Below are 26686 nucleotides of genomic sequence, written 5' to 3' on the forward strand. Positions count from 1 at the left end.
AAGACGAAATACTGGCCGCTGAGCGGGTCGTGCTTCAACTGATTCCGGACCAGGGCGCTCAGGCCCCGGAACGATTTGCGCATATCGGTGGGCTCGGTGCACAGCCAGATCCGGGCCTGACTATCGAGCCCGATCATCCGTTCTGGCTCAGCCGCAGTTCCACGCCGTTGCCCAGGCTGAGCACAATGTTCCAGCCGGAGCCGGAGGATGGAGAGTTGCCCATTAACGACGAGAGATCCAGAAAACCGGCTTCACCGGGACCTGACGACTCATCAGTCGACGGGTCGGACAGGCGCTTGCGCCAGTTACAGAAACTCGCGTAACCAATGTTCTCTTGTTCGCAGAACTGCCGAGCAGACAGACCACTGTCACGCTGCTGATCAACCAGGGTCTGCCACTGTTCTGGAGTACGGTGCTTTCTCATGGGGATAACCTCGTATCGGTAAATGTGAGGTTACTGTAGGGCGAATCTCAGCGGGGTGGCAGAACGTCGCGGAATGAACGCTTACTCTGCAGCGTCCTTGAAACCAAAGTCCAGGCGGCCAAACGCGGTCAGATCCTTACCCAGGTCGTAGCTGACGAAGTTTTTCAGCTCCAGGTCGTCATACTCGATTTCGGCACGATTATCATCCTCATGACCCGTTGCCTGACGGAACTGGACCTGGAAATCACCGTTGACCTTGTAGGTGAGACCACCATTCTCGTAAACCGTGGCGGCGTTGGCAGAACCAGCGGCGACGGATACAGCTGCAGCCAGAAGAAGCTTTTTCATTTATTAATACTCCATTGAGTGGTACGTCGGTTTATTTATTCGCTGGCATTGATCCAGCGTTTCATTTCACTTTTTGTATTTTCGTCGGCTTTCAAATACCAGTAGCGAAGCATTTGCCTGACCACTTCCTGGTTCTCGGACACCTCGCCAGCTGACATTGACTCACGGGAGGGTAAGGGAGATTTACGGACATCCGGACTGGGCATAAGAGCCGCTTCGGAATCACCTGTTCTATTAAAGTTCGCGATCTCGTCTTCATAATCACGAACCAGTTGGAAACCGGTTTTTTCCAGGACATCAATCTTGAAGGAAACGTCGTTACCCTGACCGTCCCTTAATCGCCACTCCGGGTAGTCATTAAAATCTTCCAACTCATTCCTGGTCCCGATGTTCGGGGCTGAAAGAACCAGGCTCTGGTCTTCCGCCTGGAAAAGCAGGACGAAGCTGTCAGAGCTCTCGATAACGCTGTCGTCGCGGTTCCGGCCCAACTCGGTCTTGAGCTCCAGCACCAGCTGGTGGGTGCCGTCCTCCAGGGTAATCGGAGACTTGGTGTCGAAAACGCCAGGGGCCGACCACGCTTTGCCATCGATTGCGTGCAGATTGACGCCATCTCCCAGTTCCAGGCGCACCTCGGCATGTACCGGAGAAATAACCAGCAAGGATGCAACAATCGTCGATAAGGGAAATAACTTCACTAAAGCACCTTTTGCGCAGCGTCATGTTTTAACTGACACTGATCCTAAAAGCGCTTTGTTAAGGAAATATTGCAAAGAGCATAAAAATGCACGGGATATAAAAAAAAGATCGAAACATTTCTGTAACAGAAATTAAAAACCAAAATTCTGACTTATGGTATTTGTTTTAAAAAACAGCAGGCAGGATAAAATATATACAAATATTTCAATATGATTAAAATTGAGTGTCAATCCGACCAATACACTATCGAGTGCACTGACCAACCTCTTTAACAGAGGCATAAGGCAAGATAACCCGGAGCGAAATGTCGCTCCGGGCCAAGGCGGGTTTTTATTTCACGGCGGGGGCCAAGTCAATGGAATAGAGAGTCGTGGTACCACTGACCTCGTTGCCGACCGCCAGCATCGGCTCGCCTGTGGGGCTGTCCTGTGCGGCAATAAAGGCCAGTCCTTCCGGTCCCAGGTCACCGCCACCGCCGGCCTTCAACGCTTCACTGGAAGCCGAGAAGTCCCGGTTATTCAGGTACTGGACAAAGGCCGGGGTCCGCGGATCGGTCACGTTGAACACCATGATGCCTCCGACCCGCTCAAGGCCGATAAAGGCGTATACCTGACCATGGACCTCGCCAGTCACTACCGCCTCTGGCTCCGGGCCCTTGTCGTCGGAGCGGTCGTCGAACGCGTTTTCATCGTTACTACTGTTGAAGTATTCCGGCTCAACTTGCGCTGTGATGCGTTCAAAATCGCTGCCACTGTCATAGACCTGCTCACCATCTTCCGACCAGATGGAGAACGAACGGGCCCCGTAGGAGTAGAGGGCGTCATACTCGCAATCGGCCGCGACATCCGTAGACGGATCCGACGGATCGCAGTCATTGCTGATACCCAGGGTTGTGGTTACTTTCAGACGGCCCAGGTTGGCTTTTTCCTGTATATCTGAAGGGAAGACACCGTCCGCCAGACGCAAATCGGCGACCCTGGCCTCTTCGCTGAAGCCGTCGTAATCCCGTGCGTCACCCTCGTTGGCGGTGATGTACCAGGTCTGCCCGTTGGCTCCATAACTGGTTATGGCGTCAGGCATGTACATACCCATTACGGGCCAGTTTCGCAGATGAATACCGCCATCCTTGTTGCTGGCATCCAGTTCGTTTCCGGCCGCCATATGGTCCTTGAAGCCCAGGGGGATGAGGTCGACAATTTCCGCCCTGGCGATGTCCAGCACGGCCACCGCGTTGTTTTCCTGGAGCGCCACCCAGGCCCTCGAACCATCCGTTGAAACCGCGATGTATTCCGGCTCGAAGTCCTGTGCAGCAGTGGCGCCGGGGCCAAAGACCCGGATGCCCTGAGCCCGCAACTCGGCCTCCTTTCCACTCCAGGCGCTGAAGTCCGCTGTTCGTACGGTTGCCTTCTCCACACCCCGGGAGACATCGATCACGCTGACGGAGCCTTCCGGGTCCACTTCATAGGCGTCGTCCGGTTCGCCCTCGTTGGCCACCAGTACATACTTGCCGTCGGGGGTAAAGGTCACCATGTCCGGCAACGCACCAGCGGACACTTCTGACAGCTTTTCCAGGTTCGAGGCGCTGTAGAAAACGACCTTGCCCTCACCCTGCTTGTTCCTGGCTTCGATAGCGACGGCCACCAGGTCGCCGTGAACTGCGACACTGTTGGCGGCCCCGCCCTCACGGGTCGCATCAATCGTCCGCACCCGTTTGATGGCAGAAGGGTCTCGGATATCCAGAACATCCAGGGTTTTTTTATTCGCGTTCACCACGAAGAGACGCTGATTGGCGGGATCGTGGGCAACGATCTCTGCTGCAGACTGGTCGAAAACGTCTCCCTCAGATTGCCAGCTCCCCAATACCGACAGCTCGATAGCGTTCCGTTGAGCGGATTCCGGGGCGGATGAAGAGGAACCCGTGCCGGAGCAGCCGGCGATACCCAGGGTGGCAGTCAGAATGGCTGCGGCGAGTGGTGCTTTCCGTGAAGTCATAGAATCCTCGTTGATTACGACATATGACACGGAACCTTAGGGGAGGAATGTGACACTTTCGGGGCAGAATCATGTCAGCACAGAAAAAAAGGGCGGCCAGATGGCCGCCATGGAAGGGGTATTGCAGAAAACGGAAGAGAACTTACTGACCGAGGTAGCTGCGATACATCCAGACCGTTTTTTCCTGCTGGGAAATGTAATCGCTCATCAGGGCGACGGTACCTTCATCGTCTGCGTCGCCAGCCAGGGCCAGCAGCTCCCGCTGCTTGGCAATCAGCTTGGCGAAGCTGTCAACGATATGGCCTACCGCTTCCTTGCCGTCCGCGACATCCTTGCGTTCAGGTACGCCGGAAAGCTCAATATAGGTGCTGTAGGCATGGGCGGGACGGTGCCCCAGGGTCAGAACCCGCTCAGCGATCTCGTCGACCTTCAGCAGCAGGTCGTCATAGAGCTCCTCGAACTTGGCGTGCAGCTCGAAGAAGTTCTCACCCTTGATATTCCAGTGATACCCGCGCACGTTCATGTAGAAAATCTGGTAGTTGGCCAGCAGCTCGTTCAGTGCGCCAGCCAGCTTTTCCGTCTTGGCCGTGTCCAGGCCGATAAAGTTGGTACCCATAGTGCTAACTCCTTGATCCGTTTGTGATCGATTTAACAACTTACGTTCAATATAACCTGTGGGCTCACTCCCAAAAAGCAAGGCCAGCCAATACCTTTAATAGTCTCAGTGCATTATATTTTTAATAATTCATAATTATTTCCGAGTACCGAATGGTTTCGAGCCAACCCGTCCGGCCACCATCCATAACCTGCGACTATTACTTTCAGAGAGTCAATTTACTTAACAATCTTTCTCACCTGGGTTTAAATGATCATAACGCCACCGGGATTCTGGAGTTGACCATGAGTGCCCTGAAACAGTTTGTCCACAACCGCCCAAAAGACGCCGATGATTCGTTGTTAAAAACGGTGACCTTCGCGGTGACCCACTTTACCGTGGCATTTACCGTGGCTTACCTGCTCACCGGTGATATCCTGATTGGCAGCCTGATCGCCATGGTGGAACCGGCCATCAACACCGTGGCCTACTTCTTCCACGAAAAAATCTGGGCTCGCCGGCAGAAGCGCCGGCAGGCTGCGGCTGATGTCATGGAACGCTCCAGCCACATCAAGAATGCCAGCGGTTTCCGGCCGGTGAGTTGATTACCCTCAACCCTCCCGCCGATTCCCCGCTTCTGCGCGGGCGGCCTGTCAGCCGCCCGGTCCGCAATCGAGACAGTGACTTTCCTCCCTCGGTCCCAGACTGAGCCGATGGCTCAGGTCTCTCAGCGCAGTGCGAACTCCCTCCTCAATAACCGGGTGGTAATAAGGCATATCCAGCATCTGTGAGACCGTCAGCCGTTGCTGTACCGCCCAGGCCAACAGGTGGCCGATATGCTCAGCCGCCGGCCCGAACATCTCCGCCCCCATGAACAGCCCGCTGCCGTGCTCACCATAGACCCGAAGCAGGCCCCGGTTCTTGCCGATCACCCGACTTCGACCCTGCCCCTCAAACGAGACCGAGCCTACGGCGAAACAGCCCTTGCAGTCTTCGTTCACCTGCTGGATGGTCTTGCCCACGGTCGCAATCTGCGGGTCGGTAAAGACCACCGACAGGGGTACACGGCGCAGCCCGGCCCTGACCTCCGGGTACTGGCCTGCGTTATTGCCGGCGATGCGCCCCTCATCGGCCGCCTCGTGTAACAGCGGCAGGGAGGCGTTAACGTCGCCAGCGATAAAGATATGGCTGTCCCCACAGCGCATGGTGTAGTCATCGAATATGGGCGTGCCCCGGTCATCCAGCTCCAGGTTGGCATTCTGGATATCAAGCCCGTCAATATTCGGCCTTCGTCCGGTGGCCGCCAGCAAATAGTCGAAGGTTTCGGTAACCTCGGCACCGTCACCGTCCGCGAAGGTGATGGCCACTCCCTCATCGGTGCGCTCCACCTTGCGGGTATCGGCATCGGGGTTCAGGGGAAATTCCTCGTTGAAAGCGTCCAGGGCGCAGTCCCGGATTTCGTCGTCCTGTATCGGGCCTACCGCCCCGCCCACGCCAAACATCCGTACCCGGACACCGAGACGACTCAACGCCTGACCCAGCTCAAGCCCGATCACACCGGGGCCAAAGACCGCGACGGATTCCGGCAGGTCGTCCCACTCGAAAAGGTCGTCGTTAAAGACCAGGCGGTCGCCGGCGGCTTTCAGGAAGCCCGGGGTATTGGGGCGTGACCCGGTCGCAATGACAATCCGGTCCGCCTCGATTTCCAGGTCATCCCCCACCTTCAGTCGATGAGGCGACAGGAAGCGGGCATGGCCCCGCACCCTGTGTTCTTCCGGGAAATTGTCCACCGCTTCCAGGACAAAACTGACAAACCGGTCCCGCTCGTCCCGTACCCGCTTCATTACCGCGGGGCCGTCCACGGCCACTTCTCCGGGGCGAATACCGAACAGGCCGGCGTTACGGGCATTATGGGCTGCGTCGGCCGCTGCGATCAGCAACTTGCTGGGCATGCAGCCAACCCGGGCACAGGTGGTCCCATAGTGGGACGCCTCGATCATCACCAGGTTATCCGTGTGTTTGCGGGCGGCCCGGTAGGCCCCCATGCCGGCGGTGCCGGCGCCGAGAATCGCAACATCCACCTTGCGCTGTTCCACAGGTGCGCTCCTTTTCCAGAGAATGAACGGGTATAAGGTTAGACGGTTCACTGGCCCGGTGCCTCCTCACCGCTGGCCAAGCCCCTGTTTCTTTTCTATGCTGCCTGACTCGCTGCTTTTCAAACACAGGAGTGCGCTTTGACTACGCTCTGGGCCGAATTTGCCACCGTCGCCCTGGTCCACCTGCTGGCCGTCGCCAGCCCGGGACCGGACTTTGCCGTCATGATGCGCCAGGCGCTGACGCAAAGCCGGCGCAATGCCCTGCTCAGCGCCACCGGGGTAGGTCTTGGCATACTGGTGCACGTGACCTACTCCCTGCTGGGTATCGGACTGCTGATTCAGCAATCCCTGACCCTTTTTACGTTGCTGAAGGTGATTGGCGCACTCTACCTGACCTGGATTGCGATCCAGTGTCTCAGGTCAAGGGCGGGGGGAGTTCATATAGAGACACAAGGCATCAGGGCCCAGACCGGCCTGGCTGCCTTTCGACTCGGCTTCCTGACCAACGCCCTTAATCCGAAGGCGACCCTGTTCTTTGTTTCGCTGTTCTCGGTAGTGATCAGCCCTGCCACCCCGGTGGGGGTCCAGGTGGGGTATGGTCTCTATATGGCGGTGATGACCGGCCTCTGGTTTGCCGGAGTTGCCCTGTTCTTTACCCTGCCCCAGGTTCGCAGGGCTTTCGGCCGGTTCGGGCACTGGCTGGATCGGCTCATGGGCGGTGTGCTGTTGCTGCTGGCCGGACGATTGCTGTTCTCGACCCTGTCCGGGGACGCCCCACGGTCAGCTGAATAAAGCCATCGGCGTCAACCCGCGGCGCTCAGAGCGAGCGCAGCAGGTTTTCCGTATCAGCCCACCCCAGACAGGGATCCGTGATGGATAGTCCGTAGGTCAGTTCGTCGCCGTCATCCTGACGTCCCTCTTCCAGGAAACTCTCAATCATCAATCCACGGACGGCACGGTTACCTGCCCGACGCTGGGCGATCACCTCCCGGGCGATGTCCGGTTGCCGCTCCGGCTGTTTGCAGGCGTTGTCGTGGCTGCAATCGACCATGATGGCACTGTTGACGCCGGCGGCCTCGAGGGCCTGGGCAGAGGCGTTGATGCTGTCCGCATCGTAGTTGGTAATGCCCCGTCCGCCCCGCAGCACCAGGTGCGTGTCCGGGTTGCCCCCGGTGGTGATCATGGCCGGCTGGCCGTCACCGTTGAAGCCCAACCGGTGATGACCGTGGGCGGCGGATTTCATGGCATTTACCGCCACGCCGATGGACCCGTCAGTACCATTCTTGAAGCCCGTGGGCATGGGCAGGCCACTGACCAGTTCCCGGTGAATCTGGGATTCGGTGGTACGGGCACCAATGGCGGTCCAGCTGACTAGGTCATCCAGGTAATCCATGGCGAGCGGGCTGAGTGCTTCGGTAGCCAATGGCAGGCCCAGGTGCGCCAGGTTGACCAGCAACCGGCGGGAGCGAACCAGCCCGTCTCCCAGATTACCCTCGCCGGTGCGCTCCGGATCGTACAGAAGCCCCTTCCAGCCGACAGTGGTTCGTGGCTTTTCCAGGTAGGCACGCATAACGATGAGCATGCGGTCACTGACTTCATCCGCCAGCGCGGAGAGCTTCTCCCCGTACTCCAGGGCGGCCATCTCATCATGGATGGAGCAGGGCCCCACGACAACCAGCAGGCGATCGTCGTCTCCATTGAGGATGTCGCGGATTTGCTGGCGATGTCGGGCAATCTGCGCCGCCAGGTACTCGGGTACTGATACGTCTGACCGCAGCTGCGCAGGGGTTGGCAACGCGGTGGCAACGGGGCGTGTTGGCTCCGGGTCAGTAACGGTGTCCACGGGTCGGGCCTCCTGGGTAGTCCGGACATCCAGCGGCATGTTCATTGTTCGAAATCCTTCTGTTTTCTGCCTGTTGAAACGAAAAAGCCCCGGCTGGGAGGCTACCAGTCGGGGCTTTTCTTGTCCGGTGGCAGCCTGGGGTTGGTGCCGGGCTGCCTTTTCCTGAGTCTATCTTGCGTGTGCTACAGGCGGCCTCGGCTCTGGCTAAAATAAAAGCCATAACCAAAAAACCACCAGAAAAACACAGAAGCACCCGCCGCCGCATTTGCGAGGCGTGTCATAACATTCAATTGACAGGGTGCGTGAGTCGTCTTCATGCTTTTCAATATACTCCCGGGGTTTCCCGGTTTGCAACCGCCACCGCCAAATTTCTGCGGAGAGTTCCATGTCGCCTGTGTCTGTTCGCCTGCTGTTCCCTGCGCTTCTGGCCCTTTGCCTGCTGCCGACCCTGGCCATGGGCGCACCCGGCAATCGCACGTTCACCCTGGAGAATCGGCCGGCACAACAGGTGGCAGACCAGCTCCGGGCCCTGTATCCAGAAGGTGAACTGACGATGGCGGCCGATGGCAACCGCCTGGTGACACGGGGTGAACCGGCCATTCTCGATGAGATCAGCCAACTGGTAGAAACCATGGATGTCGCCCCGGTACAGCTGCGCATTACCGTACGCAGCAGCGCCCAGACCATGGGCAAGCGCCAGGGTGGTGGTGTCAGTAGCGGCCGGGACAAGGTGGTGACTATCGGCGGCCAGAGCCGTACCACCAACACCCGGTCCAGCCAGGAGCGGCATATCGTGGTGCAGGATGGTCAGTCCGCCCATATCAGTGGCGGCCAGGTTCGTACACTGCCGGTGGCCATTCGCGGCGGCCGGAACCCGGCGGCCATTTACCAGCAGGTGGACATCCGCAGCGGGTTTATCGTTACGCCCCAACGCATTTCCGACCAGCAGATCGAGCTCAGCATTACGGCGTTCGAGAATACGCCGGACTCCGGTATGGCCGGTTATGAAACCGATGCGGTGGTAACCCAGCGCCGGGTTGCACCCGGGGACTGGGTCGAAGTGGGTGGCACCCGCGAAAGCCGGACTGGCGAGCAGTCCGGCATTACCTACCGGGTCGGCGGTGAGCGCCAGGATAACCAGAGCTTCACCGTCAAGGTGGATATTCTCTGAACTGACCGTACGGTCAGGCCCGCTGCCACACTTCGATGTGGTTGCGACGGTCCACCGTGTAGCCACGATCGCCAGGCAGGGCGTCTACAAGCCCACGTTCGGCAAGGGCTGCCCTCACCCGGGCCTGCTCCTGGGTGGAACCCTCCGCCAGCATGTCATCGGCCTTGCGCAGAACATAGAGCAGGTAGGGCTGCACGCCCGCCTGTACCGGCACACCGCGGAATGATGTTTCCACCGCGCCCACATAGCGTTGATGGGGCTTTGGCGATACGGGCTGGCCGTCTTCCGGCTGGTGCTCGGCAACCAGGTTGTCCATGAACGCCAGCTTGTCGGTCAGCATGGGGAAGATTTCATCGGCAATCTGCTGGAGCAGGGGTTCCAGGGTTTCCGGAACGGCATCATCGGCCAGGAAGTCATCGCCGTAATCCGGGAATTCCGGTGTATCCAGGCCAGGCGCCGTCATCCGCTCCACCCAGCGGAACACCTTGGGCGCGCGGGTTTTCATGAGATTTGCGGGTACCGGGTCACGGCCCAGATGGGCAAACAGGGGGCCAATCAGGCCGTAGTCCGCTACTGAGGGCCGTCCACCGAACAGGTAGGGGTGCTCCGCAAAGTGGCTGTTCAGGGTGTCCAGCAGCTGTTCGAAGGACGCTTCGATTTCGGGAATGGTGCGTTCCGTCACACCCAGTTGAGGCAGGTAGGAGTTCATCCGCGACATGATCTTGTCGGCCATGTCCGGCCCGATGCCGGCCGCGAACTGATCCCGCAGAAAGCCTTCCTGCTGATCCCGGTAAGTCCAGCGATAGTGCATGGCGTGGGGCAGCATGGCCTGGGTGCCGTAATAAGCGATGATAACGCCCAGTACCCGTTGCAACAGGCCCTGGGGATAGGCGGAATACCGCACGCCTTCGTTTTCGAAGTGATCGATGATATCCAGGCTGTCCTGGACGATCTCCCCGGCCGGGGTTTCCAGCACCGGAATGATGCTGCGCTGGATAGTCGGCATGATGCGACTGGCAAAGTCCGGGTGGCCGGTGGGGAGCTCAAGGTACTCGATACCCTGGGTCCTCAGGTAGCAGCGGGCGATGCCCGTATAGAGCGAGTGGGGAACGCCGTAAAGGCGGTGAACGGAATCCGGCTGGGCCATGGGTGCATATCCTCCCTGGGTATTGTTCTGGTTGGTATGGAACCCGACATCATACCGGATTCACCCTCCCCGCCAGAACCGTCGTACACCCACAGCGTTGCCCCAAGCCCCTGTACACTCACTGGCCTTGCTGTTCTGACAGTTTCCAGGCAACCACATAGTCCCCCAGAGTGGTACCAATAGAGCCATGGCCGCCGGCCACCTGCACCACCATCTGCTCACCCTGGCTGTTCAGGTAGGTCATGGGCGTGGCCTGCCCGCCAGCCGGTAACCGGGCCCGCCACAGCTGCTCACCGGTAGTGAGGTCGTAGGCCCGGATATAGTCGTCCACCGTCGCCGCGAGGAATACCACGCCACCTGCCGTGATCACCGGCCCGCCGATCCCGGGCACACCCAGGCGCAGGGGCACCGGGATGGGGCTCATATCTTCCACCGTGCCATTCTTACGTTTCCAGACGACCTCTCCTGTGCGCAGGTCCGCCCCGGCCACGTAGCCCCAGGGGGGTTGCTGGCAGGGAATATCCAGTGGAGACATCAGCGGTTTCAGTTCCACGGAGTAAGGTGCGCCCGCGTTGCTGTTCAAACCCTGCTCGCCCTGGTTAACCGGGCCGGTCGGTTCACTGCCCTCTTCATTGGGCACCAGGCGGGAAACGAAGGCCATGTACAGGGGCATGCCGAACATGACCTGCCGCTGCGGATCCACTGCGATGCTGCCCCAGTTGAACACTCCGAAATTGCCGGGGTAGACGATGGTGCCCTGTTCGCTGGGGGGTGTGTAGCGGCCTTCGTATTTCAGGGACTGGAACTGGATGCGACAGGCCAGCTGGTCCAGGGGGGTGGCACCCCACATGTCCGCTTCCCGCAACGGATCAGGGTTGAAGTTCAGGCCGGAGACCGGCTGGGTGGGCGCGGTGTAGTCGCCCTCAATGGCACCCTCTGGTGCTGGCACCTCTTCTACCGGGATAATCGGCTCACCGGTTTCCCGGTTGAGTACATAAACATCCCCCTGCTTGGTGGGCACCACCAGTGCCGGTTGTCGCCCCTGAACGGTGTCCAGGTCCAGCAGGCTGGGCTGGGCCGGGGTGTCCATGTCCCACAGGTCGTGGTGAACGAACTGCCGCACCCAGGCCACCTGCCCTGTGTCCAGCTCCAGCGCGACCACAGAGCTGGCGAACCGCTCCTCGTTCTCGGTGCGATACATACCAAGCTGATCCGGTGTGCGGTTACCCATGGGAAAATAGATCAGTCCCAGCTCTTCATCGGCGCTGGCTACCGCCCAGCTGTTCGGAGAACTGGTTGAGTAGACTTCATCCTCGGCTATCGGGTCCGTCTGCTCCGGATTGGCAGGATCCCAGTTCCACTGCAATTCGCCGGTGCGGGCATCGTAGGCCCGTATTACGCCGGAAGGGGAGTTGATGTCGTAGTTGTCGTTCACCGCGCCGGCGACCACGACGAGGCCGTTGGCCACCACGGGCGGCGACGTGGAGTAGTAAAAGCCGGACTGGGTGAATGGCATGTTGTGCATCAGGTCCAGCTCCCCCTGTTCGGCAAATGCCTCACAACGGGCGCCAGTTTCCGGGTCCAGGGCCAGCAGGCGGGCATCGGCGGTGGGCAGGTACAGATGGGCATCACAACTGACCGGTGACTGGTCCTCGGCCGGGCCGCTAAGGGTCTGTACGTCCGGGGCTTCCTCCACGCCGCCTTCCGGAGGCAGGTAGGATACGCCCCGACAGGTCTGGTGCTGGCGCTGGCTGTTGGGGCCCACACCGGCTTTGTAAACCCAGCGCTCCTCACCGGTGTCTGCATCGAGGGCCACCAACCAGTTGTGGGGCGTGCACAGGTACAGGGTATTGCCCACTTTGAGGGGCGTGGCTTCGTAGGTGGTTTCGCCGGTGTCATCCGGCTGCTTGGTGTCACCGGTCTGGTAACGCCAGGCTTCTTCAAGCTGGCCGACGTTGTCGGGCGTTATCTGATCGAGGGGGGAATAGCGCTGCCCGAGGTTGGTCCGGCCCCAGGCCAGCCAGTCGGCCTCCGGGCTCTCACCCAGTTCGGGTTGCTCATTGACGACCTGCTCACCGAGGCGCCCTTCCATGGTATGGGGCTCGTTCAGCAAGCTGCCCAGCAACACCAGTCCACAGACCGCCCACACCCCACCGAACGTAATGGCCGCTCCGCGGCCGTCCTTCGACGCCGGTATCAGCAGGGGAATGGCCAGTAGCAGGAACCAGCCATTCCGGGTCGCCAGGGGCCACCAGTCATAGCCCGACTCCCAGAAACTCCATAGCAGCGTTGCAACCAGGAAGATGGCGTAAAGCCCCTGGGCCGCCACACGCCGGACTGGCAACAGGCCGCCGACAGTGACCAGGACAAGTCCCGCGACCAGGTAGTAGAAGGAGCCACCCAGCGTCAACAGCCAGACGCCGCCCACCAGCAGGGCCAGGCCCAGCAGAATGAAAATTACGGAGAACACCACCATGGCAACCATCTCTGATTTCGAGCATGTCCTCTAAACCTAGACAAGCCTCGGACGGGTCGCCAGTGATTAGTGTCCCGTCTGGCTAATTCCTTAACCTACTGAGCTTCTGAAAAGCCGAAGAGCTAGGCGTGCTGGTGAGGGTTTGGTGGTTCCAAATCGAGGCAGCGCAACGACGCTGTTCGGCTTTTCAGGAGCTCCCGAAGGGCTTGCCTCTGAGGACTCTGAGCCTGTGTTGCCAGTCTTTGATGTGGAGCCACCACACCTGCAGACTGGCGCCTTGGTCAGAGTCCTCAGAGGCAAGCAGTAGATTAAGGAATTAGCCAGACGGGACACTAGGGTAATGTGAAGGGGGTTTAATACCTCAGGCGCCGCGCTTGCCCAGCAGCACAAACTTCGCTTCGTTGACCTTGGCGGCCAGGTAATCGTTACCACCGCGGTCCGGATGCAACTTTGATATCAGCCGGCGGTGGGCAGCCACGACTTCCTCACGGCTGCAGCCAGGTTCCACATTGAGAATCTCGCAGGCCTCCTGCACCGACATCTGGCCGGAGGTTGCAGCGGCACGCTGCTGCCCTGCCCCCTGCTCAGTCCGATGGGAACCCGCTCCCTCACCATCGCTGAAGAACCGCTGGACATAGGGCATGAACTTCAGCAGGGCCGGCAACTTGCGCAGCAACGGAATGACCGCTGCAACAGCCGCTGTGAGTACATGAACGCGGCCTGTCAGCACCATGAACACCAGCAGAGCGCCAGCGACGCCAAGCACGACTTTCCAGGTGGCAGCTTTTTTCTGTTTGGGGTCCAGCGCACCCCACTGTTTCAACAGATAGAACAGCAATGCGGCGAGACCCAGCCCAAGTATCCATTGCATGCACGATGACTCCAGCCAGTTCGGCACTGATTTTACACAGGTCTCATGCCGGTGCCATGACATTGACTGAAACTTTGAACCCGGGGCACACCGGTGTAGGCTTTCTGCTGGATTCAACCACACGGGCCCAAGCGTGACACTATCGACACTGACCTGGCTGTTCGCCGCCGGCTTTGCCATCTGGTACTGGTGGCGAGCCAAGGCTATAAAAGACTATGTACTGGCCGCGGCCCGTGATTATTGCCGGCGCATGGACGTCCTTTTGCTGGACGACGCCGTATACCTTCGGGGCCTGTGGTTCAAAAGGGACCGCCAGGGGCGCCTGCGGGTGTGGCGGCGATTCCTGTTTGACTTTACCACCACCGGCGAGGAACGCTACCTGGGCCGGGTCATCATGCTGGGCCAGCACGTGGAGCATATTGAACTCGACGCACACCGGTTCCAGTAACACACCCGGCGGCTGCGGCAGTTTGTCACCAACCCCGAAAACGGAATACCCGTTACCAAGGCGAGGCTGAACCCATGACCGATGAATCCCGTACTGACGGCGCCCTGACAGGCGGCCAGTTGTTTGTAAAAGCCCTGGAGAACGAAGGCGTACGCTACATTTTCGGGGTTCCCGGGGAAGAAAACCTGGACCTGCTGGAAGCCCTTCGCGAGTCATCCATCAAACTGGTGCTGAACCGCCATGAACAGGCGGCAGGGTTTATGGCGGCCACTTACGGCCGGCTGACCGGCAAGGTGGGCGTCTGCCTGTCGACACTCGGCCCCGGGGCCACCAACCTGGTCACGGCGGCTGCCTATGCCCAGCTCGGCGGTATGCCGATGATGATGATTTCCGGTCAGAAGCCCATCAAGTCCTCCAAGCAGGGGCTGTTCCAGATCCTGGACGTGGTGGACCTGATGCGGCCACTGACCAAGTACACCCGCCAGATCAGCAACGCCAACACCATTCCCGCCAAACTGCGGGAGGCCTTCCGGCTGGCGGCGGAGGAACGCCCGGGCGCGGTGCACCTGGAGCTGCCCGAAGACATCGCCGCCGAGCTGGCCGCACCGGATACCCACATCTTCGACCCCAGTGACGCCCGCCGCCCTACCGCCAGTGAAAAGAGCCTGCAAAAGGCCGCGGACATGATTCGCTCTGCCCGGCACCCGCTGATCATGATTGGCGCCGGTGCCAACCGCAAACGGGTATCCCAGGCCCTGATCCACCTGGTTAACACCACGGATATCCCGTTTTTCACGACCCAGATGGGCAAGGGCGTTGTGGACGAACGACACCCCCGCTATATCGGCAACGCCGCCCTCTCCAGCGGCGACTTTGTCCACTGCGCCATTGACCATGCTGACCTGGTGATCAACGTGGGCCACGACGTGGTGGAAAAGCCGCCGTTCTTCATGCACCCCGGTGGCAAACAGGTCATCCATGTGAACTTCAGCGGCGCGGATGTGGACCCGGTCTATTTCCCCCAGCATGAGGTCGTGGGCGATATCGCCAACTCCGTGGAATGGCTTGCGGATAACTGCGGGCGCTGCGCCGGACATGACTTCACCGAGTTTCTGCGGGTGAAGGACGCACTGGACGCCCACCTGGAAGATCGCTGTGAAGACAACAGCTTCCCGGTGATTCCCCAGCGCATCGTGCACGACGTGCGCAAGGTGATACCGGAAGACGGCATCATCGCCCTGGATAACGGCATGTATAAACTGTGGTTCGCCCGCAACTACAAGGCCTATGACAACAACACGGTGTTGCTGGACAACGCCCTGGCTTCCATGGGTGCCGGCCTGCCCAGTGCCATGATGGCGGCCATGCTGTACCCGAAGCAGCGGGTGATGGCCATCTGCGGCGATGGCGGTTTCATGATGAACAGCCAGGAGCTGGAAACTGCCGTGCGCCTGAACCTGAACCTGGTGATCCTGGTCATTAACGACAATGCCTACGGCATGATCAAGTGGAAACAGGCCCAGGAGGGGTTCACCAATTTCGGGCTCGACTACGGTAACCCGGACTTTGTGCGCTATGCAGAATCCTACGGAGCGACCGGCCACAGAGTTACCGAAACCGCACAGCTCGAGACCACCCTGGAAAGGGCCATGGCCGCCGGCGGCGTTCACCTGGTAGATGTGCCGGTGGACTACAGTGAGAACGACCGGGTGTTCAACCGAGAGCTGGCCGATCTGACCCGGGAACTGAACGCCAAATGCTGACCCCCGCCCCGGACCGGTCAGCCGGTCCACCTGCCGCCGCCCGGGCAATCCGGGCTTCGGCAATCCCCTACCGGAATTTCCCTCACACATCATCGGGTTCTGCCTATACTGCGGGAGTCATGCACGCTCAAACCCACGGTAAAGACAGGCCCATGGAAATCCAGAACGAACACCGCTACGCCATCAATCTCAACGTCCGCGGCATCCAGCCTTCGGCCACGCTGCGCATCAACGAGCTGAGCAACCAGCTCCGGGCGGAGGGCCGGGATATCATCAAACTCGGTCTGGGTCAGTCGCCCTTTCCGGTACCGGAGCGGGTGGTGCAGGCGCTCCAGGAGCATGCCCATGAAAAGGACTACCTGCCGGTCAAGGGCCTGAAAGGCCTGCGGGAGGCCATCGCCGGCTACATCAACCGGGCGGAACGCCAGCGTTGCAGCTGGGAGGACGTGCTGATCGGTCCGGGTTCCAAGGAACTGCTGTTTATCCTGCAGCTGGCCTATTACGGCGACCTGCTGATCCCCCGACCCAGTTGGGTATCCTACGCGCCCCAGGCGCGGATCATCGGCCGCTCGGTACACTGGCTGCCGACACACGCTGAGAACAACTGGCAGCTGACCGCCGACGAGCTGGACATTATTTGCCGGGACGACCCTACCCGTCCGCGCATCCTGATCCTCAACTACCCGTCAAACCCCACCGGTTGCACCTACAGCGACGATCAGCTGCTGGCCATTGCCAACGTGGCCCGCAAGTACCGGATCATCCTCCTGTCGGACGAGATCTACGGTGAGGTTCAGTTTGACGGCAAGCACAAGTCCATTGCCCGTTACTACCCCGAGGGCACTATTATCAGCACCGGCATGAGCAAGTGGCTGGGGGCCGGTGGCTGGCGCCTGGGCGCCTTTATCTTCCCGCCGGAGCTGCGACCGCTACAGGATGCCATGGCCATCATCGCCAGCGAGACGTTCACGTCTACCAGCGCGCCTATCCAGTACGCGGGTATTACCGCTTTCAATGGAGGCGAGGACATCGACGACTACCTGAAACACTCCCGCCGGGTACTGAAAGCCATCGGCGAGTACGTGCATCGCCGGCTGACGGACATGCAGGCGGATGTGCGCAAACCGGAGGGGGCCTTCTATGTGTTCCCGAATTTCTCGGCCTACAAGGACGCCCTCGACAGGCAGGACATCAAGACCAGCGCGGATTTCTGCAAACGACTGCTGGAAGACACCGGCGTGGCCATGCTGCCAGCCAGCGATTTCGGCTTTGTGCCGGATCATATGGGGGCACGGCTGGCGTTTGTGGACTTCGACGGGAGCAAGGCCCTGGAACTGGCGGCGGGAGAATTTGCCGACCAGGAGCTGGGAGAGGATTTCGTGGCGTCGGCTGGCCCCAAGATGGTGACGGCCATGGACAAAATGGAAGCCTGGCTGAAGGCGTTATAAAACGGGCACCCTCAAAGGCTGAACTGTCCGGGCCCTGCAGCCTCGGCTGCCAGGGCCCGTTCAGCAACTCATGACGCGTTGCTGTCGGCTTTTTTCTCGGCCTTGGAATCGGCAGTTTCAGAAGCCTGCTTCTGCTGCTCTGCCTTGGCTGTTTTTTCCTGCAGCTGCTGCTCAAGCACTTCTTCCATCCAGTACTGCTGGGCACTGACGTTAGCGGCACCCAGGACACCAGCGACAGCGATGGTGGCGATGGCAACGGTTTTCTTCAGGTTTGCATTGATACCGAACATAAATAACTCCTCGAATACGATTGGTTTGAACACCTCGGAGATCATTGCCTTTCGGGCTTCTCTGATCTCGATGGGTGTAGTATCCGGGAGTTGGTCAACACAAAAAAATTGTTAAACAGTATCTGACACATCATTTTAAATGATGTATTGAGCAGGCTGCAGGACTCCGTCAGTCAACCTGGCCCACCAGGTCCTGCCACCGCTCGCGGATCAGATACTCCACCAGCGAGCGCATCCAGATAAGCCCCGGCTCACGGTCGTGGCGGGCATGCCAGATCAGGTACACACTGATCGGGTCCACCTCGATGGGCAGGCGGGTCAGCCACAATCCTTTCCGCAACTGCTCATCCTGCATCATGCCATCCGGCAAGGCCGTAATCAGGTCGGATGTCTGCAGCAGCGCCGGAATGGCCGGAAAGTGGTTTACCGTCACCGCCACCCGGCGACTCACCCCCATGCGATCCAGCGCCGAGTCCACCGGCCCGTGGGTGTCCCCGGACAGGGATATCAGCAGGTGACGGGCATCCAGGAACTCTTCCAGGGTGACGGGACGCCCCGCCAGCGGGTGATCTTCCCGCATGGCCAGCACATAGCCACTGTCCGCCAGCCAGGTGCTTCGCAGGCTGTGATCGTGCTCGGTGAGCATACCGATGGCAAGGTCCACGTGGGCTTCCCGCAACTGCATGTGGGCGCCACCCAGGGTATAGGGCACCGCGTGCAGGTCGATACCCGGGGCGTCCCGCTCCAGTTTGCTCACCAGCGGAGGCCACAGCAGATCGAGCATCATATCGGCCAGGGCAATACGGAACTTGCGCCGGGAGGTAGCCGGATCGAACCCTGTGGTGGTCACGGCCCGTGACAACTCATGCATGGGACCGCGCACCTGGTCCCACAGACTCAGGGCATAGGACGTGGGCTCGATCTGGCGCCCCTTTTTGACGAAGACCGGGTCCTTCCAGGCGTGACGCATACGGGAGACCGCATTGGACACCGCTGGCTGGGTCATGTTCAGCCGCTCGGCGGCCCGGGTGATGGACCCTTCCGTCATAATGGCGTCAAAGACGTACAGCAGCGTCAGTTCCTGGTTTTTCAAACACCTGCCCCTGTTCAGCTCGATCGTCAGCTTGCTAAATCGTCGGAACCGACGAAGGCAATATACGCACCCACCCCTAACCTGTTTGCTGGGGCCATGCCCTTGCTTGATCCGCCAATTCCGGAAATCACATGTCGCAAGTGGAGATGATGTTCCAGCGTTACGGGCCCAAATACAAGTGGCTCGTCACCCTCACCATGCTGCTTGGCCTGGTGGCGCTGGGTATGTCCATTACCATCGTCAACGTCGCTACTCCCTACATCAAGGGTTCGCTGGGGCTGAGCGATGTGCAGGTACAGTGGATTTCCACTGGCTTCCTGGCGGCGACCACGGTTGCCCTGCTGATTGCTCCCTGGCTGGTAAGGTCTTTTGGGCAGCGGGCTACCTTTATTGGTCTGCTGGCCACCTTCGTCGTGGCCTCGATCATTGGCGGACTGGCCACCAGTATGGCCGCCATTGTGGCAGCCCGCGTGATACAGGGCGCCATGACAGGCCTTATCCGCCCGCTGGCACTGGAAGCCATGTTCTCGGTATTCCCGGCCAATGAACGGGGCATGGCCACGGCCATCTACGGCATGTGCCTTGGGTTGCCCCTGACCCTGGCCACCGTCATTGGTGGCTGGCTGGTGGAATCCTTCACCTGGCGATACGTGTTCTTCGTGACGCCCCCCATGTGCATCGCTGCCATGGCCATGGGCTACCTGTTCCTGCCCACCCGAGAAGAGAGCGGCCCCCGCTCGCCCTTCGACTGGACCGGCGCCGTCAGCCTGTTTGCCTGCATCTTTGCCCTGCTGGCAGCACTCTCCAACGGCCAGCGCTGGGGTTGGGACAGCAGCGCCGTGCTGTGCCTGTTCGCCCTGTCCCTGGTACTGGGTGTGGGGTTCGTCTGGTGGGAGCGGCGGGTAACGCAGCCACTACTGGATCTGGGCATCTTCCGCCACCGGGCCTTCCTGGCCGGCTGCCTGGCCATCTTCGTCTTTGGCGGCGCATTCTACGCCATCATGTACCTCTTGCCGCTGTTCTCCCAATCCATCCTCCACTACCGACCGGTGACAGCTGGCCTGTTGTTCCTGCCATCCACCCTGGTACTGGCATTGCTGGTGCCGGTAATCGGCAAGCTGAGCGACCGCTACCCGGCCCACTACATGACCCTGCCGGGACTGGCCTTTGCGATCTTCGCGGTGTATCTGTTCTCCCGCTCTGACGCCTACACCTCCTTTGGCTACCTGGCCCTGGCGCTGACCCTGATGAGTGCCGGCATGGCGTCTTTCCCGCCCCCGACCCTGTCCAGGGCCATTGGATCCCTGCCTGTACACCTGACCGGCTCCGGTTCCGGGGTCATCAATTTCACACTACAGATGGGCGGCGCCTTCGGCACGGCGGCATTGGTATTAATGATGGACCGCCGCATCAGCTGGCACGGAGAGCACATCAGCACCACGGTGACCCCGGGCAATGACGTCGCCATGGCCACGGTCGGCCAATGGCAGCAGTGGCTTGCAGGCGTGGGGGTACCAGAAGCCTGGCAGCAGGCGGCAGCACTGCAGAAACTCGGCGCCACCGAACAATTCTGGGCCACCGTGATGGCCTACCAGGACGGTTTCTGGCTGGTAATGGTCTCACTCACGTTTGTCGTCATTCCTGCCTGGCTGCTCAGCCGGTGGACCAGGACGCCTCAACACGCTTAAGACAGATACTGACTTCGGACTACGACATGGCTAATGACAATAACAATGACAACTCCACCCCGAGCCACGCCGGGACCGCCCCTGGCCCCTGGAGAATGGGCAGGCTTCTATTGCTGGTCTTACTGGTCGTGGCCGGCATAGCCTGGGTCGGCCAGTGGCTATGGTATCGCCACACCCATGTGGTGGAAGACTACGCCAGCGTTACCACCGATCTGATTACCGTCTCGTCGCGCCTGCCCGGCCGCCTGGAGTCGTTCAGCCTGGAGAATGGCGACCCGCTGGAAGAGGGGCAGACCGTGGCCCGGCTTTACAGCCAACCGGAAGAGCTCGAGCTGGCCCAGCGCCGGGCACGTGTCGCTGGCATGGAAGCCCGCCTGGCATTCGAGCAACAGCAGATGCAGCAGTCCCAAAGGCAACTTACCGGCGGCATCGCCAACGCCCGGCAACAGCTGAAAACCGCCGAGGCGGATCTCAGGGTTGCCGAAATCACCCTGGAAGATGCCGAACAGACCTGGCAACGGGCAGAGCCGCTCTACCAGTCCGGTTCACTGTCGAAGCAGCAACGGGACCGCAACTACTACGACCTGATGTCGGCCCGGGCTCGGGTGGAAACCGCGCGCCAGCAAGTCGCCCTGAGACAGTCGGAACTGGACAATGCCGAGATGGGCCTGTTTACCGGCAGTCCGATGACCCTGCCCACCCCGGAACTTCTGGAAGCCCAGAACGCCATAACGCGGGAAGAACTGGAGGCAGCCAGGGCAAATGTCCGCCAACAGGAGTCGCTGCTCGCTGACATGACAATAGCCAGCCCCGCCAGTGGGATCGTGGCCCGGACCTTTGTGGACAACGGCGAGTACCTGTCCGCCGGGCAGCCCATCCTGATGATGTACCAGCCCGATAACATCTGGGTGGAGGCCAAGGTCAAGGAAACGGATGTCCGCAAACTGGCGGTCGGACAGGAAGTAAAGATACGGGTAGATGCGTGGCCGGACCGCAAATACTCGGGCCATATCGAGGTCATTGGCCGGTCTGCCACCAGTCAGTTTGCCCTGATTCCCAGTTCCAATCCGTCTGGCAACTTTACCAAGATCACCCAGCGCATTCCGGTGCGCATCTCGGTGGAGGAAGGCGACCGCAACCTGCTCAGCCCCGGCATGATGGTGGTGGTCTCCATCGACGCCAATTAGCCTCATCGTCTGCCACCCGCATTAACCAGTGAGGCAACCCGGTGAGTCAACCCAGTGAGTTAACAAAGCAACCACCGATTGATTCACCAGGCACTTCCTGCAATGGTATCGGCAATATCCATTGCACGGAGCCCCCATGTCTGACATCGCCGACTTTGCCGAACGCATCGCCCGGGAAGCGGGAGAACTGATCCGCCGGGAGCGGGACCAGAACACCCTTCGCACGGACTACAAACACCAGACCGAACTGGTCACCCACGCGGATGTCATGGCAGACGAATTCATCACCAAAGCCATCCGCCAGGCTTACCCGGACCACCGCATCCTGTCTGAAGAAACCATGCCGGACCTGTCACAGGCCGAAGAGCTGGAAACACCCCTGTGGATCGTCGACCCCATCGACGGCACCGTGAACTACGCCTATGGCCACCCCCAGGTCGCCGTCTCCATCGCCTGGGCCGAAAAAGGCCGGGTACAGGTAGGCGTCGTACATGCGCCCTTCTCGGAGGAAACCTTCCGCGCGGAAAAAGGCAGAGGCGCCACCCTCAACGACCACCCCATCCAGCACAGCGGCGCCACCGACCTGCGCCAGTCCCTGTTTGCCACCGGCTTTCCCTACACCAAGGACAACCTGGAACCCCTGGTACGCCGCCTGAACGTAATGATCCACCACTGCCGAGACCTGCGCCGCATAGGCTCCGCCGCCCTGGATATCTGCTGGGTAGCCTGCGGGCGGCTCGACGCCTACTACGAAACCGTCAGCCCCTGGGACTTTGCCGCGGCAAAGCTGATTGCCCGCGAAGCTGGAGCTACGGCCGGGCATTTCAGCGAGGTGCCCGAGGGGTATCCGAAGGATCTTTGGGGGCGGGATAACCTGATTACGGCGCCGGGTATTTACGACGACATCCGGACATTGCTGGCTGGGGCTTAATCAAGACCCTCAGTTGGAAAAACGGTCGCGGCGACCATGAACCGGGAAGGCTCACTGACCGACGCCCATTTCCCAACTATATCAGCATGTTATGAGGCCAATCGAAATCCGGGATAGTGGCCTTGATGATCACTTTTACTGGGCCAAAAAGTGAATCTATTCCGGTAACTCGTTGACCCTGAATAATTTTGGGTCTAATTTTAGGAGACTACCGATTGGGATATGTGTTGCCGGAAAAACGGTCCTGGCGACCGATATACAAATGTTATGCCAAAAAAGGAGAATACCTTTAGTGAGTGAAAGTATCGATAAGGCAGTTTCCTTCATACATAAAACAAAACGATGGATGTCTTTCGTTGTGCTTATTTTAATGACAGCTATCGTAGCTATCGCGATAGTAGAGCTTGGAATTATTCTTATTATAGATATATTTGACCCAACTGATGACGTACTTTTTCTTGAAATAGATGAACTGTTCAGTATCTTTGGCTTCTTCTTCATTATTCTAATTGGGTTCGAGCTCGTGGAAACGGTAGAAATGTATTTCAAAGATAATGTCATTCATGCGGAGGTCGTATTGTTGGTCGCAGTTATAGCTGTTTCTCGTAAGGTGATTTTACTCGATTTAGAAAAGTACGAACCGTTGGCAATAGTTGGTTTGGGTATTATTATTATCGCTCTAGGTGGTTGCTATTGTCTCATAAAGTCGAGCTACAGAAGAAAACATACATAACAAATCACGCCAGCAGACGTTTTGGTCGGTACTCCATTTTATATATGGTTGCGCCATTTAACACAAAACTCCACGCCAGCCAAAACGAGCCTGCACTCGGCGTTATGTGGTCAGGCAAAGTCGAGGTATCTTCCAGAGTGTTCGGTAAAAAGCGGGTTCAGTGTTGTTTCTGTGGTGAAGGAATCTTAGGTTCATTTCCTATTGAGGTCACATTGAAACTTGAAGATGGCGCTTTTCAATCGTTTTTGGCTCACGGCTTATGTATCAAAGAGCGCCTACATCCCTCAGTACCTTTTCTGGCACCGGAAGAGCCTAATGACAATTGAATTGAAAGCAGCGGAAATGCATAACAATAAGCACCAGTACGCGCCTACGGCGCCGGACGGCCTAACGGCCGCCGCTGTGCTTAGGCGTTAGCTTCAACTAAAGGTCCAGGGCCAAATGAAGATCAGGAAAATCACGCTTGCGAGCGGAACAGAACTAGAGCTGGGAAAGTTCACGTTGTTGGTTGGGCCGAACAATGTGGGCAAGTCGCAAACGCTTAAGGATATTCATAAAAAGCTAATTCATGGTTCGGGAGCAGATACGACATTACTAGCAAGTGTTGATGTCAGCCAGCCTGATACGTTCGAACGACTACTAGAAGACCTTGACGTACGAGTCGATGCAACCAATATCGGCCACCATACGATTGATGGAATCACATCAGGTTTTGAGCAGAACTCTATGGTGCGTCTCAGGCTTGATCAGGCTCGACGCGCGTTCGAGTCAACGCCCGATGCAGACTTCACGTTTCAGAAACTTGGGAAGTTTCGAGTTTTCTATATGGATTCGGAGTCAAGACTCAAAATTGCAAGCACGTGTCAAAACTTTGTTCCTGAAGAAAGCTCACCCAAGACTTTACTTCAAGCAATGTACGGAAAATTTGGCGAGCTTGATCAAGTATTGGCTGACGCTTTTGAAACAACATTTGGCATGAAGGTTCGATTGGATTACAGCGCCGGGCTCAAACTTCGCTATGCGATCTCTAGCGATTTTGGCGATATTCCCGATGATCCAAGAGCAGCTTATCCGCTCATGAAACAATTTCCGTCCTTAGAATCGCAAGGGGACGGGTTTCGAAGCTTTGTTGCCGTCGTCTTGAGCCTGCTACTATCGAAAGACAAAGTGGTGCTTCTTGACGAGCCTGAAGCGTTTCTTCATCCGGAGCAGGCTAGGCGACTTGGGCGCTGGATGGCCGACCATATTGATGCTTTTCCCTGTCAAGTCATCGTAGCAACTCATAATTCAAATTTCCTGGCAGGCGTGCTGTCGGGAAAGCAGCCCGCCGAGATTTTTCGCTTGAACCGAACTGGTAACAAGACTGAATATTGTCCAATCACGGCTGAGGCAACACAGGCTCTTTCATCATCTCCAATTCTTTCGAGCCAACGAGTTCTAGAAGGAATATTTGCCCGTGGCGCGGTTGTATGTGAGGCCGATTCGGACCGCATTGTTTATAGCGCGGTTGCAACGCATGTCCATGACAATCAAGAGTTGCTTTTTGTTCATGCGCACAATAAGCAAACGATTAAGGACGTGGTGGCGCTTCTTAAACAGGCTGCTATCCCGGTTGCGGCGATAGTTGATGTTGATCTGCTCAATTCTGAGGCAGATCTAAGGCAGCTACTTCGGGCATTTGATGCGGACGCAGAGAATGCTGAAACGATCCTACTTCGTAACCGAGTTGCTGAGAGCGTTGAGGAACGCTCTGAAGCTGAAGTTCTCACTGCCACGCGAGAAGCTGTTGTCGAGTTGCTTGCCCAACTTGATCGGGGTGAGCACACGCTTTCAGGAGCAAAAGGCGCGTTGAGCCGAATTCGCAGCGAATCGAGTAAGTGGTCGTTGGTAAAAGCGTCTGGGGTTGCCGCGTTAGATACGGCAGTCCGGCCGGCAGCAGAGCAAATAATTGCAAACTGCAAGGCTTTTGGTTTGTTTCTCGTTCCGAAAGGAGAACTGGAAGGTTGGATGAATCTTGGCGTTCGAAAGAATCGCTGGGTTGTTCCGGCTTTGGAACACATTGTCGGGGGAGATTGCCCTGAAGATCTATCGAATTTTGTCAGCGAGGTAGCTCAATTTGTCTACGGAGCAGATGGTAGCTAACAATGCGCTGCACACGGATAAATTACTCGCTTCGCTCCTAATTTACCGGTGAGCGCGGCGTTAATTGCCAAGGAGAGGTATGGCTATCAGCTTTCAGGTGAATCACCCTATCACCACGGACCAGTTCATCGGTTTGTTGGAGAGCTCTACCCTTGGGGAGCGTCGGCCAATTCACGATCGAGACTGTATGGAAGGGATGATTTCCAACTCCAATCTCGTCGTAAGCGCGTGGGATGATGACTTGTTGGTCGGCATCGCTCGCAGCGTCACGGATTTTCACTATGCCTGCTACCTGTCAGATTTGGCAGTTCATCAGAACTATCAAAGATCAGGAATAGGCAAACGATTACAGTCACTGACCCAGAAGCAACTGGGGCCGCTCTGCAAATTGATACTCATCGCAGCACCGGCAGCCAATTCGTACTATGGTCAGCTTGGCTACACGCACAATGATCGCTGCTGGGTTCTGGATGCGGGGGTGACCATTGGCAATTAACAAGGCCAGGCACGCGACGTCTACTGCATTGCGGCTTCGCCTCCATTCCGCAGCCGCGCATGCTGGCTGGCGTTAAATGCCGGTGATAGCCAGGTCCAAAGCTCCAACAATCTGGTCCCTGAAATGTGAGAGGGAGCCAATAGGGCTCTTGAGATGTTTTTCAGGCACGGAGGAAATTTGCGGAGTTAACAGTAACAGCTCCTGATCGGCAAAGCTGATTTCGGGAGTGAGCCCTTGCATGGCTTCGCCACCGAAGGCAGAACGTTTGCCCAAAGGGACAACAATACGAGTTGACAAATCGCTCAGAAGGCTGCTTTGAATATCAACAAGGTAAGGATAGTGAGCCTTGCTGATTTTGCTCGGGTTGGGGTACACATCGAACTGTGCCATCAGAACTCCCTGAATTCGTCGCCGAAGCATCCATGCTGTTCGACAAAATCGTTGTAACTTTTTATCGCAGCGCGATTTTCTTCAACCCATTGAGCGGCTTCGCGTTTCGAAAGCTCTTCTTTCAAAGCTCGTTCCAAGGTGGCAGACAGGTTAATGTTCAGTTCCCGGGTTTTACGCAGAAGATCGCTATTGATTGAGAGGTTCGCTGCTTTTTTGGGGGCGGCTGAGTTATAGAGTTCGGCCATGAGGGCCTCCCAGAAGATATAAAATACAAAGTTTGATTTTATGCGCACAGCTATGCGCATGCAAGCGTTTAACCAATGGCTATTGCCGGACGTGCCTGTCAATGGCCATCTATTTTGACCCACCTTTGGCCAATAAAATTGACCCACCTTTCATAGTTTAGCTCATGGTTTTC

At 58.2% G+C, this 26686-nt stretch carries 27 protein-coding genes; 12 read left to right on the plus strand and 15 right to left on the minus strand.

Annotation, left to right across the window (positions count from 1 at the left end; genetic code table 11):
• The 6 genes from tnpB to MLC59_RS17370 all read right to left on the minus strand — a co-directional run.
• The coding region (gene tnpB, locus MLC59_RS20190) for an IS66 family insertion sequence element accessory protein TnpB (protein ID WP_427901739.1) at window positions 1–137 on the minus strand (137 nt) is incomplete at its 3' end.
• Window positions 134–424 carry an IS66 family insertion sequence element accessory protein TnpA gene (tnpA, locus tag MLC59_RS17350; RefSeq protein ID WP_248236662.1) on the minus strand — a complete coding sequence of 97 codons (291 nt, stop codon included), beginning with the start codon at window positions 422–424 and terminating at the stop codon, window positions 134–136. The genes tnpB and tnpA, both read right to left, overlap by 4 nt.
• 81 nt (window positions 425–505) lie before the next feature.
• Window positions 506–772 carry a hypothetical protein gene (locus MLC59_RS17355; RefSeq protein ID WP_248236664.1) on the minus strand — a complete coding sequence of 89 codons (267 nt, stop codon included), beginning with the start codon at window positions 770–772 and terminating at the stop codon, window positions 506–508.
• A 35-nt stretch (window positions 773–807) separates the two neighbouring features.
• The gene (locus MLC59_RS17360; protein WP_248236667.1) at window positions 808–1401 is read right to left on the minus strand and encodes a YccT family protein; all 594 of its coding nucleotides are present in this window, start codon (window positions 1399–1401) and stop codon (window positions 808–810) included.
• 397 nt (window positions 1402–1798) lie between these two features.
• Window positions 1799–3460, minus strand: coding sequence for a choice-of-anchor I family protein (locus MLC59_RS17365; protein ID WP_248236669.1), 1662 nt, complete (start codon window positions 3458–3460; stop codon window positions 1799–1801).
• Between the two features lie 142 nt (window positions 3461–3602).
• A complete protein-coding gene (locus MLC59_RS17370) occupies window positions 3603–4076 on the minus strand; it encodes a Dps family protein (protein ID WP_248236671.1) in 474 nt (157 codons plus the stop codon).
• Window positions 4077–4360: 284 nt separating this feature from the next.
• On the opposite strand from MLC59_RS17370, the gene MLC59_RS17375 reads away from it, so the two are divergent.
• Window positions 4361–4660, plus strand: a complete 300-nt coding sequence (locus MLC59_RS17375; RefSeq protein ID WP_248236673.1) for a DUF2061 domain-containing protein — start codon at window positions 4361–4363, stop codon at window positions 4658–4660.
• Window positions 4661–4708: 48 nt separating this feature from the next.
• On the opposite strand, the gene MLC59_RS17380 is transcribed toward MLC59_RS17375, so the two are convergent.
• Window positions 4709–6151, minus strand: coding sequence for a dihydrolipoyl dehydrogenase (locus MLC59_RS17380; RefSeq protein ID WP_248236675.1), 1443 nt, complete (start codon window positions 6149–6151; stop codon window positions 4709–4711).
• A 138-nt stretch (window positions 6152–6289) separates the two neighbouring features.
• On the opposite strand from MLC59_RS17380, the gene MLC59_RS17385 reads away from it, so the two are divergent.
• Complete coding sequence (locus tag MLC59_RS17385; RefSeq protein ID WP_248236676.1) at window positions 6290–6943, plus strand: LysE family transporter; 654 nt, start codon at window positions 6290–6292, stop codon at window positions 6941–6943.
• A gap of 25 nt (window positions 6944–6968) precedes the next feature.
• On the opposite strand, the gene MLC59_RS17390 is transcribed toward MLC59_RS17385, so the two are convergent.
• Window positions 6969–8039: a 3-deoxy-7-phosphoheptulonate synthase gene (locus MLC59_RS17390; protein WP_248236684.1), complete on the minus strand. Its 1071-nt coding sequence runs from the start codon at window positions 8037–8039 to the stop codon at window positions 6969–6971.
• A 340-nt stretch (window positions 8040–8379) separates the two neighbouring features.
• Between MLC59_RS17390 and MLC59_RS17395 the strand changes: the two genes are divergently transcribed.
• Complete coding sequence (locus tag MLC59_RS17395; RefSeq protein ID WP_248236686.1) at window positions 8380–9165, plus strand: secretin N-terminal domain-containing protein; 786 nt, start codon at window positions 8380–8382, stop codon at window positions 9163–9165.
• Between the two features lie 13 nt (window positions 9166–9178).
• Here the strand turns inward: MLC59_RS17395 and MLC59_RS17400 are convergent, their stop codons facing one another.
• From MLC59_RS17400 to MLC59_RS17410, 3 genes are all read right to left on the minus strand, one after another.
• A complete protein-coding gene (locus tag MLC59_RS17400; RefSeq protein ID WP_248236688.1) occupies window positions 9179–10312 on the minus strand; it encodes a glutathione S-transferase family protein in 1134 nt (377 codons plus the stop codon).
• A gap of 118 nt (window positions 10313–10430) precedes the next feature.
• On the minus strand, window positions 10431–12788 hold the full coding sequence (locus tag MLC59_RS17405) for a glucose/quinate/shikimate family membrane-bound PQQ-dependent dehydrogenase (RefSeq protein WP_248236690.1): 2358 nt from the start codon (window positions 12786–12788) through the stop codon (window positions 10431–10433).
• Window positions 12789–13149: 361 nt separating this feature from the next.
• Window positions 13150–13659 (minus strand): J domain-containing protein, encoded by a 510-nt coding sequence (locus MLC59_RS17410; protein WP_248236692.1) that lies wholly within the window; start codon window positions 13657–13659, stop codon window positions 13150–13152.
• A 133-nt stretch (window positions 13660–13792) separates the two neighbouring features.
• On the opposite strand from MLC59_RS17410, the gene MLC59_RS17415 reads away from it, so the two are divergent.
• The 3 genes from MLC59_RS17415 (at window position 13793) to MLC59_RS17425 (ending at window position 17318) form a co-directional block, all read left to right on the plus strand.
• Window positions 13793–14107, plus strand: a complete 315-nt coding sequence (locus MLC59_RS17415; RefSeq protein WP_248236694.1) for a DUF3301 domain-containing protein — start codon at window positions 13793–13795, stop codon at window positions 14105–14107.
• Window positions 14108–14181: 74 nt separating this feature from the next.
• Window positions 14182–15870 carry an acetolactate synthase large subunit gene (locus MLC59_RS17420; protein ID WP_248236701.1) on the plus strand — a complete coding sequence of 563 codons (1689 nt, stop codon included), beginning with the start codon at window positions 14182–14184 and terminating at the stop codon, window positions 15868–15870.
• 152 nt (window positions 15871–16022) lie between these two features.
• Window positions 16023–17318 (plus strand): pyridoxal phosphate-dependent aminotransferase, encoded by a 1296-nt coding sequence (locus tag MLC59_RS17425; RefSeq protein ID WP_248236709.1) that lies wholly within the window; start codon window positions 16023–16025, stop codon window positions 17316–17318.
• Between the two features lie 68 nt (window positions 17319–17386).
• On the opposite strand, the gene MLC59_RS17430 is transcribed toward MLC59_RS17425, so the two are convergent.
• The gene (locus MLC59_RS17430) at window positions 17387–17608 is read right to left on the minus strand and encodes a hypothetical protein (protein WP_248236711.1); all 222 of its coding nucleotides are present in this window, start codon (window positions 17606–17608) and stop codon (window positions 17387–17389) included.
• Between the two features lie 169 nt (window positions 17609–17777).
• Window positions 17778–18701 carry a LysR family transcriptional regulator gene (locus MLC59_RS17435; protein WP_248236713.1) on the minus strand — a complete coding sequence of 308 codons (924 nt, stop codon included), beginning with the start codon at window positions 18699–18701 and terminating at the stop codon, window positions 17778–17780.
• Window positions 18702–18832: 131 nt separating this feature from the next.
• Here MLC59_RS17435 and MLC59_RS17440 point away from each other — a divergent pair, with 131 nt between their 5' ends.
• The 6 genes from MLC59_RS17440 to MLC59_RS17465 all read left to right on the plus strand — a co-directional run bounded on the left by MLC59_RS17440 (window position 18833) and on the right by MLC59_RS17465 (window position 25878).
• Window positions 18833–20389: a DHA2 family efflux MFS transporter permease subunit gene (locus MLC59_RS17440; protein ID WP_248236722.1), complete on the plus strand. Its 1557-nt coding sequence runs from the start codon at window positions 18833–18835 to the stop codon at window positions 20387–20389.
• Window positions 20390–20415: 26 nt separating this feature from the next.
• Window positions 20416–21576 carry an HlyD family secretion protein gene (locus tag MLC59_RS17445; RefSeq protein WP_248236724.1) on the plus strand — a complete coding sequence of 387 codons (1161 nt, stop codon included), beginning with the start codon at window positions 20416–20418 and terminating at the stop codon, window positions 21574–21576.
• Window positions 21577–21712: 136 nt separating this feature from the next.
• Window positions 21713–22507, plus strand: coding sequence for an inositol monophosphatase family protein (locus MLC59_RS17450; RefSeq protein ID WP_248236725.1), 795 nt, complete (start codon window positions 21713–21715; stop codon window positions 22505–22507).
• A 292-nt stretch (window positions 22508–22799) separates the two neighbouring features.
• Window positions 22800–23240 (plus strand): phosphate-starvation-inducible PsiE family protein, encoded by a 441-nt coding sequence (locus MLC59_RS17455; protein WP_248236727.1) that lies wholly within the window; start codon window positions 22800–22802, stop codon window positions 23238–23240.
• A 441-nt stretch (window positions 23241–23681) separates the two neighbouring features.
• Complete coding sequence (locus MLC59_RS17460; RefSeq protein ID WP_248236728.1) at window positions 23682–25382, plus strand: ATP-dependent nuclease; 1701 nt, start codon at window positions 23682–23684, stop codon at window positions 25380–25382.
• A gap of 79 nt (window positions 25383–25461) precedes the next feature.
• Entirely contained in the window at window positions 25462–25878 is a 417-nt protein-coding gene (locus tag MLC59_RS17465) for a GNAT family N-acetyltransferase (RefSeq protein WP_022992962.1), read from the plus strand.
• Between the two features lie 72 nt (window positions 25879–25950).
• Here MLC59_RS17465 and MLC59_RS17470 read toward each other — a convergent pair whose 3' ends face one another.
• On the minus strand, window positions 25951–26268 hold the full coding sequence (locus tag MLC59_RS17470) for a CcdB family protein (protein WP_248236731.1): 318 nt from the start codon (window positions 26266–26268) through the stop codon (window positions 25951–25953).
• Complete coding sequence (locus MLC59_RS17475; protein ID WP_091853970.1) at window positions 26268–26513, minus strand: type II toxin-antitoxin system CcdA family antitoxin; 246 nt, start codon at window positions 26511–26513, stop codon at window positions 26268–26270. Before MLC59_RS17475 ends, MLC59_RS17470 begins: the two co-directional genes overlap by 1 nt.
• Window positions 26514–26686: the final 173 nt, after the last annotated feature.

This window comes from Marinobacter bryozoorum, from assembly GCF_023156245.1.
Lineage (GTDB): Bacteria > Pseudomonadota > Gammaproteobacteria > Pseudomonadales > Oleiphilaceae > Marinobacter > Marinobacter bryozoorum.